The sequence below is a fragment of the Rhizobium sp. P2_G9 genome, assembly GCF_056403475.1.
Map to the genome: position 1 here is coordinate 61032 of NZ_JBFUFK010000018.1, position 13063 is coordinate 74094.

The window sequence follows — 13063 nt, forward strand, 5'->3', positions numbered from 1 at the left end:
TTCGTGAGAGTTTTCCAGAAACTCAGTTTGCCTTATTTGCATCAATGTCTCCGAGCTTGGCCTTCATAATTTTCTCGGCCGCCGATCTGGAGCTTGGACCCAGTACACCGTTAACAGGGCCGTCATATGATCCTATACGAGCCAGCTCTTTCTGTATCTCTCGTCGAAAACTTGTCGGCCAGTTGTTGTTTCTAACAAAAAGCTCTCCGAAAGTAAGCGTATCGCCAAGTTGCAGTGCACGCACCATCCACTCAGCCGCTTTTCTTTCGTCTTTAGCAACAAACTCTCCTTTTTGATACATGTAACCTAACGAATACATTGACGTTGACACGTTCAAGGATGCGGCTTTCTGAAACCACTTGAAAGCCTCCTGTCCACTCCTGACCGTCCCCACGCCCTTAAGATATAACATCGCAATTCCGTTGTTTGCCATGCCGTAGTTTAGAGCCGCGGCGCGCTTATAATACTGCATCGCCTCCTCGGCCCTGTCATTTCGGTACAACGCGCGACCATAGAGAAAAAGAAAACGCGCTTCGCTTGGATATGCATCCAGCGACTTCTTGCATTCTTGAAGTGCTTTCTTTGCCTGGATTTTTGCAAACTCGACGCCCAGTAACCGGCTGATGGCTTGCCTGTCGTTCGGGACGGTTGCCAGTCGATCGCACTCGGTGACAGGCGCCGACTCAAACTTGTCGGGGATAGCAGCTTCCACCGGCGCTTCTACCAACGAACCCGGTTTGTCCGCCCTTTCCAATATTGCGATCTGCTCTTCAGCCAGCAAGCGGTACATTTTTGCATCGCCGTGGGTTTCCACAAAGGCTCTCAGGACATCCACTTTTCCAGATTTTTGAGCGATTTCCCAGTCCGCGCGGGCATCCGAATCATTTGTCGCATTCACGACCTCGCCCTCGATTTGCGGCTGGACGTCCGGGTCGCGCAAGAAAATATCAGTCGCAGGCAGTCGCGCACTTTCATAGGGCACCTGCTCGCCATTTGTCTTGGCTTGCACCTCATCGGCAACGATGCGGAAGAGCTTGCCGACCTCGATGCCGGGCTTTTCGATATTGGCCAAGAGCGCTTCGGTATAGGGACTATGTCCACTCTCGCCGTCGGAAGCCTCCTTGCCGGCCAAGGCGGAATAGCTGATCAATTCGTTCGGACCGGCCGCCAAATCTGCGAGTCCCCGGCCAATCGAGCGATTGGCGCCAAGCGATCTCGTCATCTTTTCCGCGAATGGATTGTTGCGGCAGGCGTCAAGCAGCACCATTCTCAGCTTCTTTGCCGCCGAAACCGCGCCAAGCACGCTATTGAGGGATACCGTTTCGAACGGCACTCGAAGATCTGTCTTCAGCTTGGCATCGACCGGAATCAGGTAGTTGACGCCGCCCATTTCAATCCCGTGGCCGGCGTAAAAGACCAGGGCGAGATCAGCGTTGCTAGCCTTCTCCGAAAAGTCGGCTAGCCCCTGGTCGAAGTCGACCTTCGAGACATTGGTCAACAGCGTCACGTCGAAGCCGAGCCTGCCGAGCGCAGCACTCATGGCTCGGGCGTCATTGACCGGATTGGGCAGAGCCACGACATTTTTGTACGCGGAATTGCCGATGACCAGGGCGACGCGTCTGTCTTCGGAAGCGAAGGCCGAGGTAAAGCCGATAAACAACAGGAATAGGCACGCGGCAAGCAAACGAACGGTCATGAACATTTTCTGCGCCAGTCATAGTTAGGCAGTTGCGCTACAAGCAGTCTAACATGGCGCATTGTAACAACAAGGGCCTGCCACTCGCAATTGCGGGAAAATCACCTAAAACAACGTGCCTGATGCAGCACCTTGTGAGGCGACAGCCTCAGTTTGGCCTGCATCTGCATATATTACTTGAGAAATCTTAAGTTAATCACGATAATACTTTGTTTTACGTACCCCCACATATGTCAAGGCGCGCTTTGGGAGCGTTGGCTTGTCCTGCCGCGCAAAAGTACGCAGATAAATTCTCTCCTCTGTTCTTGCGAGCTTGCGGCGGTTTCTGTAGCTTGCTGTAAGTAGGATAGAATATCCTTTTGATGACCGATGTTCGAGCTGTGGGGGAGATTGGACGTTGCGCAATTCGAAATTTGTGCTGGCGGGAGCATCAGTGGCGACACTATTTTTTTCTATTGGAAATGCGCAAGCCTGGCCGCGTTTCACCAGTGCGTCATATACCGATCGGGGCGCCGCCTCGAATTACGATTTAACTGTATTTGCCGACCGCAAGCCGGATATCATCTACGTCTTTGGCGGCGGCGGCCATCACAAGAGCCAAGCAGCCGACGATCCCTACACAAACGATCCCTTTAAGAAGCGAAAGCTGATGAAAAAGGCGCTCGAAGGTTCGCACGCTGGACCGGATTCGACAACCAAAGGCGACCAAGTAAACCAACAAAAGGTTAGGGCTAAGGTCAAGGCAACTGCAGGCAAGGTCAGCACCCCGGGACGCAGTGGAAAAAATCCTTCCGAAAAGCGCGCCTACCCAGCACCGTCATCCCAAGAGAAGAAATCCAGGCCAAAGATCGTGGAGCCGAAGACTGTCACCGAACCGCTTGGGGGCGCGGAATAGTCGCTTTTGATGGCGTCTCGAAAGCGGATCAGTGCAACGGCGCGCAAAGCGCTGCGATGTCTTCGCCGTCATCCATAGACCGACGCAGCTACGAACGTCCAATACATGCCCAACTGGCCAGCGCTGAGTGCATCATCGCTAGAGCCGCCTTCAGGCGCGCAGGAATCACACAATTGGTCATCGTTCGATGACGGTCGTGAAAAACGTTCCGGATCTACGGCTCATGGGTCACCTCATCCCGAGCTATAGAGCCAGAATTAACTCCCCTCAACACGCAGATCGCTGGCCTGCCGAACCCGGCGACCAGACAAAGATACGAAAATGAAACCCGCTCTGTTTCCGTATTTTCCCGCCCATGCTAAGCCTGCCTAACACGCATTCCACGAAGTCGCAGGCATATGGCTCACGAAAGCAGTCACAAAAACCTCTGGACGCATTCCGCGCCGGCCGCACCCTCCACGCATCCGCTCGAACAGTCGATTGCGACCTCGGTCGCGATTGTCGGCGGTGGCTTTACCGGGCTCTCGGCGGCGCTGCATCTGGCCGAAGCGGGCGTCGATTGCGTCGTGTTGGAGGCGAATACGATCGGCTTTGGCGGCTCCGGGCGCAATGTCGGGTTGGTCAATGCCGGCATGTGGTTGCCGCCGGATGACATCGTGGCGAGCCTGGGTGCCACGGTCGGAAATCGCCTGCTCAGCGAACTCGGCGACGGCCCTGCCCTCGTCTATCAGCTGATTGAAAAATTCGGTATCGACTGCGAGGCCGCTCATAACGGCACATTGCACCTCGCCGTCGGAGGAGACGGCATCAAGGACAACCGGGCGCGCGCCGAGCAATGGCAGCGGCGTGGCGCTCCGGTGGAAGCGCTGTCTGCTGCCGACACCGAACGGTTGACCGGTTCGAAAAGCTTTGTCGGCGCCCTGCTCGACCGGCGCGCGGGTACGGTTCAGCCGCTCGCCTATGCCCATGGGCTGGCGCGGGCGGCGATCGCCGCAGGTGCTCGCGTATTCACCGGCACTCCCGTTATGGACGGCCGGCGGACCGGCCAGGGTTTTGCACTCGACACGCCCAGGGGCAAGGTGACGGCGGAAAAGGTGATCGTCGCCACCAATGCCTATGCTTTCCTGATGCCCTCCATGGCCTGGAGCACGCATCGGGACGAAATCACCTTCATGAATTATTTCCAGTTCGCTACCAATCCCCTCCCCTCGGCGGTCATCGACCGCATTCTGCCCGAAGGTCATGGCACCTGGGACACGGGCCTCGTCATGACCTCGTTTCGCAAGGACAAAGCCGGCCGGCTGATCTTCGGCTCGATCGGCGCGCTCGATGCGATCGCCACCGGCACGCACCGCGCCTTCGCCCGCCGTTTCCTCAAATCCGCCTTCCCCTTCATCGGCGATTTCGATTTCCAGTATTGGTGGGACGGCAAGATCGACATGACCAAGACGAACCTGCCGGTCTTTCATCAGCCGGAGGACAATGTCTGGTCGATCACCGGCTATAACGGTCGCGGCATCGCCCCCGGCACCGTGTTTGGCCGGGCTTTGGCCGGCGTGGCCATGGGCAACCGGGCGGCAATGCCGCTCGAAACCACCGATGTCTCACCGGATCCGATGCGCGGCCTGAAGACGCAATTCTACAATACCGGCGCACTCGCCAAGCATTTCATCGACAAACGCATGGGGTAGCAAACGATCCACTGACAAGGGGCCAGTGTGAGCACAAGATATACCGTCACCCAGGTGATCACCGACATGCTCAACTGCGTCCAGTCGCAGGCGGTGATCGATTGCTTCCGCCATTTTGTCGAGCAGTATCATATCGACACCTTCGCCAGCGGCGAGATAGACATCGCCAATCGCAAGCGCACCGTCTTCCACGCCATGGAGTGGCCGGAGCGCTGGCGAAATTACTATTTCCAGTCGGGCCTGGTTGAGCACGACCCTTTGCTCGCGGCCCTCGACCAGGAACCAGGCGGCTTCACCTGGACCGAGTTGCGCAGCAGGCGCGCCCTGTCCATCGTCGGGACCGAGGCGCTGAACAAGATCGCTGCCGAAGGCTGGATCGATGGCTTCGTTCTGCCGCTGCACCGCAGCGGCAGCCGATACGGGATTGTCAGCCTGGTGGCCTATAAACATCTTATCGACAGGCAGCAGAAAGCCGACCTGACGGCGGCCTCCCTCGTCTTCCAGGAGCGGATGCGCTACCACGTGCCGCGCGACGGCTTTCGCGTGCCGCCGGCAGGACTGACGCCGCGCGAGATCGACTGCCTCAAGCTGATCGCGGAAGGCCTCTCAGACAGCAAGGCGGGCGAGGCGCTCGGCATCAGCGGCTCGACCGTCCACGAACATGCCGAGCGGGCCAAGCGCAAGCTCGATGCGCGTAACAGGGCGGAGCTTGCGGCTCTGGCCATGGCACTGGCGATCATCCCCGGATGATAAACCCATGCCCGGGCAACTGTATTTTCATTAAAAATTCGTAAATGATCCCCTGTTTAGGGGACTGACAGGCGAACAGAACCACTGAGAATGCTCCAGAATTGTTGGGGGCATTCATGACTGTCATTGTAAGCGGCAATACCTATACCAGCGATGACGCCGGCGACACGATCACCGGCTCCGGCAATAACGATTTCATCTATGGCAATCTTGGAAATGACATCATCAAGGGCCAGGGCGGCAACGACTATATCGACGCCGGTGTCGGCGATGACAATGTCTCCGGCGGCGATGGCAACGATACGATCTATGACTGGACATCCAGCCCATCGACTTATGTCGGCCTGATCGGCCACGACATCATCCATGGCGATAGCGGCGACGACAATGTCTCGGTCCGCTCGCCCGATACCGGCGACTTCGCCTATGGCGACGATGGCACCGACACGATCAACATCTGGTTCGACGCCACGCTGCCGACGCCGGCGCCCATCCGTTTCTCGCTGACCGAAGCCGGCAGCATGGTGACGCTCGACGGCATCAACACCGTCTGGGTTCAGGGTTTTGAAAAGCTTCTCTTCCTCGGCAATATCGGCGACGATTTTGTCGAAGGCGGCAATCTTGCCGACGATATCGAACTCGGCGCCGGCAATGATACCCTGCATGGCCTGGGCGGCGACGACTATCTCGATGGCGGCACGGGCCAACAGTTCATCGACGGCGGCAGCGGCACCGACACCGTCGCTTTCGACCTCTCGGCCGCCACCGATGCGATCAAGCTCGACTTCAAGACCAAGACCTTCGATCTGGCAGGCTTCGGCACGCTCGCCAATGTCGAGCTGGCCGGCGCAATCCATACCGGCAGCGGCAATGACGTGATCGTCGACGGCGATGCCGGCGGCGGCGAGTTCGACACCGGCAATGGCGATGACCAGTTCACCGGCGGCAAGGGCATCGACACCTGGAACATGGGCGGCGGCCACGACACCGGCTCGCTCGGCGCCGGCAACGATCGCGCCACCGTCGAAGGCTTCGAAGCCGATACCGGCGCGAAGAATGTCCATGGCGGAGACGGCAATGACTGGCTGGTGGGTGCGGCCGGCGGCGATCAGTTCTTCGGTGAAAACGATAACGACTATATCAGCGGCCAGGGCGGCAACGACCAGCTGGACGGCGGTGCCGGCAATGACACGATCCGCGGCGGCGCCGGCGGCGACCAGATCACCGGCGGCGCCGGCAATGACGCGCTCGACGGCGATTATGACGACACGACCCAGACGGATATGCCTGGTGATGACACTGTCAGCGGCGGCGCGGGCGACGACAGCATCGGCGGCGGGCTCGGTGCGGACCGGCTGAACGGTGATGCCGGAAATGATTCCATCTTCCTTACCTATGACAGCGAAACGCTCGACACGGGTCTCGACGTGGTCGATGGCGGCACCGGCAAGGATTCCGTCGTCGTCCAGTTCGAGAACAATCAATCCTGGGACTATGTCATCACGTCCGGGGCCGCCACGAAGATCAGCGTCAATGGCACGCAGATGGTGACGCTCAAGAACACCGAGAGCATCCTGTACAACATCAACGCCAATGGCACGTTTCACTATACCGGCGGCGATGAGGACGACAATTTCCGCCTGGGCAGCATCGCCACCGGCAATGACACGATCAATACCGGCGGCGGCAATGACATGATCGACTCCGCTTTCGGCGGCGACACGATCGACAGCGGCGACGGCGATGACACCGTCACGGTCGAAATGGGCGGCAAGGACAATGTCAGGACCGGCGCCGGCAATGACAATCTGCTGCTGCAGTCGATCTTCAGCCAGGCGATCGACAATAGTCAGGCCGGCAAGTTCGACATGGGCTCCGGCAACGACGACATACTGACGATCAACGCCTGGGATCACAATATCAACTTTACCAATGGGCAGAACGTCACGCTCGACGGCAAGGTGATCGCCAAGGTGACCGGCTGGGAAGCGCTTGTCTTCAACGCCGACATGAATGGCTCGACCGATTATGTCGGCTCGAACGGCAACGAACAGATCTTCCTGCAATATCTCAACGACACCGCCACTGGCGGTGGTGGCGACGACACGATCCAGGGCGGCGGCGGCAGCGACATACTCGATGGCGGCAAGGGCAGTGACACCGCCATGTACGAGAACTACTTTTCCTCCAGCGCCGTCAGCGTGACGCTTGGTGGCGCCAAGCAGGTGACGGTCAAGGTCAACGGCGTCGCGGAAGACAAGATCAGGAATTTCGAGAATGTCACCGGCGGCTATGGTGCCGACACGCTGACCGGCGACAAGGGCGACAACATACTCAACGGCTGGGGCGGCAACGACACGCTGAAGGGTGGCGACGGCGACGATATCGTCATCGGCAGCGCCGGCACCGACACGATGTCGGGCGGCAGCGGCAAGGACCATTTTGTCTTCAATCTGGTCACCGGTTTCACGCCAGGCGAATTCGATTCCGTCACCGATTTCAAGCACGGCCAGGACAAACTCGACTTTTCGCCGCTMGACACCAACCCCGCAACCGCCAAGGACGATGCCTTCACCTTCCTCGACAAGGAAGGGGCGGCCTTCGACGGCAAGCACGCCGAAATCCGCTTCGACAAACAGGATGGCATCACCGTGGTCGAGGCCGACCTGAACAAGGACGGCTTTGCCGACATTCATATCCAGCTCACCGGAGCGATCAACCTCGACAAGAACGATTTCATTCTCTGATCGGGCATGGCCGCGCGGCCAAGGGAGGCGACGATGACAGTCACGCATACGGGCAATACCTGGTACGGCGACAGCGACAACAACACGATGGATGGCAACAATGCCGCGGAATATATGTACGGCTATGCCGGCGACGACACGCTGAAGGGCCAGGGCGGCAACGATATGCTCACCGGCGGTCTCGGCAGCGACAAAATGCTCGGCGGAGACGGCAATGACCGGCTGGTCGACCTCGGCGACAACATTGGCGGCAGCGGCAACCAGCTTGTCGGTAAGGATTCGCTCAATGGCGGCGCCGGCGATGACGTGCTGATCATCCAGTCACCGGACACCGGCGACGTGGTCGATGGCGGCACTGGCAAGGATAATGTTCAGATCGACTTCTCGCACACGACCTATAGCGGCGTCACCGCCATCAATTTCAGCCTGCTGCAGGGCGGCAGCACTGCCCAGGTCAACGGCATCAACACCGTCTTTGTCACCGGCGTCGAGTCGATGCAGTTCTGGGGCAATATCTACAACGACTTCATTGCCGGCGCCGACGGCAATGACACGATCTACGGCCTCGACGGCGACGATGTCATCAGGGGCGGCGGCGGCAATGATGTGCTCGACGGCGGCTCCGGCATCCAGAATATCGATGGTGGCGACGGCAACGATACCGTCTCTTTCGACCTCTCCGGCGCGGATACGGGCCTCGACATCAAGGTCGCCAACATGCTGGACCTCGGCGCCTTCGGCAAGGTCAGGAATTTCGAGACGTTCGGCGAAGTCTGGACAGGGTCCGGGGCCGATACGGTCGAGACGAACGACAAGGGCGGCACCTTCCACACCGGGGCCGGCGCGGACCAGTTCACCGGCGGCAAGGGCAACGATATCTGGGACATGGGCTCCGGCGTCGATACCGGCACTATGGGCGACGGCAATGACCAGGCCTATGTCCTGGGCAACGACAATTTCGATACCGCGGTCAAGAACATCCATGGCGGCAACGGCAATGACTCGATCCGCACCGCCGCCGGCAGCGAGACCGTCTGGGGCGACGCCGGCAATGATTCGATCGACAGCGGCAAGGGCAATGACGACCTCGAAGGTGGCGAGGGCAGCGACAATCTCGAAGGCGGCGCCGGGACCGATACGCTGAATGGCGGCAACGGCAACGATTTCCTCGAGGCGGATCGCGATCATACCGGTTTCCAGACCGCGCTCACCTTTGATAGCGATCTGTTGAACGGTGACGGCGGCAATGACTCGCTTGAGGGCGGCTACGGCGCCGACACGCTCAATGGCGGCACCGGCAATGACAGTGTCGAGCTGGATTTCTGGGATGGCAGCACCACCAACCCCGACACCGCCATCGATCATGCCGATGGCGGCGCCGGCAACGACATCCTGAAGCTCGATATCTGGTACTCCCTCGAATGGCAGCTCGACATCACCGTGGGAGCGACGATCCAGGTCAAGGTCGACGGACAAACGCTTGCGATTGCCAAGAATTTCGAGGCGCTCAACATCACCGGCACCGGCGTCGGCGACCAGAAGATCACCGGCGGCGACCTGGCCGACACCGTCTGGACGTCATCGGGCGACGACATCATCAACGGCCTCGGCGGCGATGACACAGTGCTATCCTTCACCGGCAGCGATACGGTGAACGGCGACGACGGCAACGACACGCTGCATGTCGACATCGGTGGAAAGGACGAGGTCGATGCCGGCGCCGGCAACGACACCCTGATTTTGCGCTACTATCAGGACGACACGATCGATCCCGATGCGACCTACGACCTGGGTTCCGGCAAGGACACGCTGGAAATCAATGCCATCACCAAGAAGGTCACATTCGACGGCACCCATCTCTATGTCGAAGGCCAGCTTGCCGGCACGGTCACGGGTTATGAATATCTGAAGTTCTATGGCTCCAGCGAAGCGACGACGATGAACGGCACCGATGCGGGCGACTTCCTCTACATGGGCGCCGGCAACGACACCGTCAACGGCGGCAAGGGTGACGACTGGATCGACGGCGGCGCGGGCATCAACAAGCTCGACGGCGGCGCCGGAAACAATACGCTGAGCTACGGGACGCAAGGCGTTGGCATCGAAATGACTATCGGCGGCACCAAAACGATCGTGGTGAAGGTCAACGGTGTCGCCACCGACAGCGTCAAAAACTTCGAGAACGTCTTTGGCGGCAGCATGGCCGATACGATCACCGGTGACAGCAAGGACAACACGATCGGCGGCAATAGCGGCAACGACATATTGAAGGGCGTGGGGGGCGACGATCACCTTATCGGTGGAATTGGCCAGGACACGATGACCGGTGGAGCCGGCAAGGATGTCTTCGTCTTCGAGAACACCCTGGATTTCCTGCCACCAAGCACCAGCCACGACCTGATCACCGATTTCACCCACGGCGACGACACAATCGACCTCTCCACGCTCGACGCCAACGGGGGCGGCAAGGGAAATGCCGCGTTCAGCTTCATCAAGGAGGAAGGCGCCCATTTCACCGGCGCTGCGGGCGAACTCATCTTCGATCAGCACGACAAGCTGACCAGCATCATGGCCGACCTCGACGGCGACAAGGTCGCCGATTTCACGATCGACCTGAAGGGCACGATCGATCTGGTGAGGGGTGATTTCGCATTATAGGCAATGTACGAAAGCATCGAACGATGGCGGGCCGCGCTATCTGGTAACGGCACCGGCGATCATTGTCGTATAGTGCTCTTTCGGGCGATACCTGTAGTTTCCATCAACAATTTATCTGTCAATTCGGCTGACACAGGCGACGGTCTGGCGAACGCCGATCATGGGCCAAGCGCGCCGGGCGCCTGTGACCGCACGGAATTCATGGCGCTTTTACAAGACTTTGCAAGGCGCGTCCGATGAACGGGCCTACCAATCCCCACCACGACGATACCGTGTCCACCTTTCACTATTTCGCCTGAAGGTTTTGTAGCCGAAGTGAACAATAACGCGCATTCTGAAATTGACACAACCTTTTAGAGAATTATTAACATCTAATATGATAATATTCTCCTATGAAATACAGCTTCGGAGCGAACATAGTGAAATTGCTCTCGAAAATTCCGCACAACCGCAGCGGAGCCTCTGCAGTCGAATTCGCCCTGGTCTCACCGCTTCTGATCATGGTACTTTTGACGTTCCTGGCATTCGGCATCTATCTCACCGCGGCAAATTCCATCCAGCAGATCGCCGCCGACGCGGCACGAACAGCTGTCGCCGGGCTCGATGCCAAGGAACGAAGCACGCTGGCGAACAATTTCATCCAGAAATCCAGCCTGAACTATTTCATGATCGACAAGACCAAATTGACCGTCAACGTCCAGGACGATGCCGGCAACCCCGATCAGTTCACCGTATCGATCGAATATGACGCCCGCAACCTGCCGATCTGGAGCCTCTACACATTCGTATTGCCGGATACCCAGAYCCGGCGCTTCTCCACCATCCGCATCGGAGGGCTGTGACATGTTGCATGCGGGAAAAAGACTGTCGAACCTGGCAGGGTGCAAGCAAGGCAATGTCGCGATCATGACGGCAGTCGCCGCCCCGCTGATCGTCCTCACCGCCGCAGTTGGGCTCGACTACGGAAATCTCACTCTGCAGAAGCGGGCATTGCAGCGGCAGACGGACCTGGCCTCGATCGTCGCCGCTGCCAAAATCAGCGATTATCAACAAGCGCTGCTGCAGCATTTCAGGATGAACAAGCTGAACTTCGCATTGCGTAACGGTTCTGATCTCCTGACATTGAACGGCACGGTCAAATTCGACGGCGCAACCGCCCTGACCAGTTATGATGGATATGCAGACGTCGTGCTTGGACGCTATACGCCCGATCCGGCGATCAATCCCGAACAACGCTTCGTCGCGGGGGCACAGCCTTACGACACTGCCAGGGTGTCGATCCACCAGAAATCCGCGCTGACCTTCGCCTCTCTTCTTGGGCCAGGACCGACCCTTGATGCAGTCGGCACGTCGACAGCCTACAAGCTGGCCTCCTTTTCCGTCGGCTCGCGCCTCGCCAGCATCGACGGCGGGATACTCAACGGCCTGCTCGGCGGCTTGCTCGGCACCAGGCTGTCGCTCTCGGCCATGGACTACGAGGCCCTCCTCAACGCCGATGTCGATGCGCTGAAATTGACGGACAGGATGGGTCTGGATCTCGGCATCACGGCAGGCAGCTACAAGAATCTCCTCGCCACCAAGATCACCTACCGGCAATTTCTCGCCTCGCTGATGAAAACGTCCGGGCTCTCTCCACCGGTTGCCACGATCGTCGGCCAGCTGCAGAAGTCGCTGAATTCGACCCAGCTCAATCTGACACTCGCCGACATCTTGGAATTGGGTTCCCTGGACGACAAGCCGATCGGCAGCGGCAGCAGCCTGCTGGTGAATGCCTCGGTGTTTGATCTCGTCAGTGCCGCGGCCGCAGCGGCAAATGCTGGAAAGCAGCTCTCAATCGATCTCGGCGCCACTGTGCCAGGTCTTGCCTCCACACAACTGACCATCGCCATTGGCGAACCGCCGGCCGGCACGCCGATGTTGGCTGTCGGTCAGCCCGGCTCGATCGTCAGAACCGCACAGACGCGGGTGAACCTTACGACCTCGGTCAATGGCCTGTCGGCGATCGCCGGCCTCAAAGTCACCGTACCGCTCTACATCGAGGTCGCCGATGCCGAGGCAAAACTTTCGGCGATCAATTGCTTCGGCGGTGCCAGGAACAATGCCAGCGTCGACGTCCAAGCCGTGCCGGGCATTGCCGAGATTTCCCTTGGCAATGTCGACACCAGCGCGTTCGACAATTTCGGCACGGACCCGCGCGTGACGAAAGCGACGCTCGTCAGTTCTTCGTTGCTGACGATCAAGGGCCTGAGCCATATCGACAGCGCCAATATGAGTCCGAAGACGCTGACCTTCTCGCCGTCGGAGATCAGTAGCGGCGACGTCAAGAGCGTGTCGACCGCCGACACGCTGACGAGCCTCGTCACCTCACTGTTGGGCAACCTCAAGCTTGACGTCAATGTCCTTGCCGTGACCTTCGGAACACCGCAGGCCGCACAGGATGCACTCGTCACCACAGTTTCGGTTGCCACCGTGCCTATCGACAAGGTGCTCTACAACACGCTGCTGACGCTGGGCGTCAAGGTCGGCGAAGCCGACGTGCGGGTCACCGGCGTCAGCTGCCAACGGCCCGTATTGGTGAATTGAGCCCGCAGCGCGTCTCGCGCCAGCGGCGCCGCGATGCCAAACG

Annotated in this window: 8 protein-coding genes; 7 read left to right on the forward strand and 1 reads right to left on the reverse strand. The window is 59.0% G+C overall.

Annotation, left to right across the window (positions count from 1 at the left end; translation table 11 throughout):
- Nucleotides 1-22: 22 nt before the first annotated feature.
- On the reverse strand, nt 23-1696 hold the full coding sequence (locus AC1DYF_RS16935; protein ID WP_477877910.1) for a caspase family protein: 1674 nt from the start codon (nt 1694-1696) through the stop codon (nt 23-25).
- A gap of 397 nt (nt 1697-2093) precedes the next feature.
- On the opposite strand from AC1DYF_RS16935, the gene AC1DYF_RS16940 reads away from it, so the two are divergent.
- The 7 genes from AC1DYF_RS16940 to AC1DYF_RS16970 all read left to right on the forward strand — a co-directional run bounded on the left by AC1DYF_RS16940 (nt 2094) and on the right by AC1DYF_RS16970 (nt 13020).
- Entirely contained in the window at nt 2094-2591 is a 498-nt protein-coding gene (locus tag AC1DYF_RS16940) for a hypothetical protein (RefSeq protein WP_477877911.1), read from the forward strand.
- Nucleotides 2592-2989: 398 nt separating this feature from the next.
- A complete protein-coding gene (locus AC1DYF_RS16945; RefSeq protein ID WP_477877912.1) occupies nt 2990-4282 on the forward strand; it encodes an NAD(P)/FAD-dependent oxidoreductase in 1293 nt (430 codons plus the stop codon).
- A 27-nt stretch (nt 4283-4309) separates the two neighbouring features.
- Entirely contained in the window at nt 4310-5032 is a 723-nt protein-coding gene (locus tag AC1DYF_RS16950; RefSeq protein ID WP_477877913.1) for a helix-turn-helix transcriptional regulator, read from the forward strand.
- 116 nt (nt 5033-5148) lie between these two features.
- Nucleotides 5149-7779 carry a M10 family metallopeptidase C-terminal domain-containing protein gene (locus AC1DYF_RS16955; protein ID WP_477877914.1) on the forward strand — a complete coding sequence of 877 codons (2631 nt, stop codon included), beginning with the start codon at nt 5149-5151 and terminating at the stop codon, nt 7777-7779.
- Between the two features lie 33 nt (nt 7780-7812).
- Nucleotides 7813-10437, forward strand: a complete 2625-nt coding sequence (locus AC1DYF_RS16960) for a calcium-binding protein (protein WP_477877915.1) — start codon at nt 7813-7815, stop codon at nt 10435-10437.
- A gap of 419 nt (nt 10438-10856) precedes the next feature.
- Nucleotides 10857-11279, forward strand: coding sequence for a TadE/TadG family type IV pilus assembly protein (locus AC1DYF_RS16965; protein WP_477877916.1), 423 nt, complete (start codon nt 10857-10859; stop codon nt 11277-11279).
- A gap of 1 nt (nt 11280) precedes the next feature.
- Nucleotides 11281-13020, forward strand: coding sequence for a TadG family pilus assembly protein (locus AC1DYF_RS16970; protein ID WP_477877917.1), 1740 nt, complete (start codon nt 11281-11283; stop codon nt 13018-13020).
- The last annotated feature ends 43 nt before the right edge of the window (nt 13021-13063 follow it).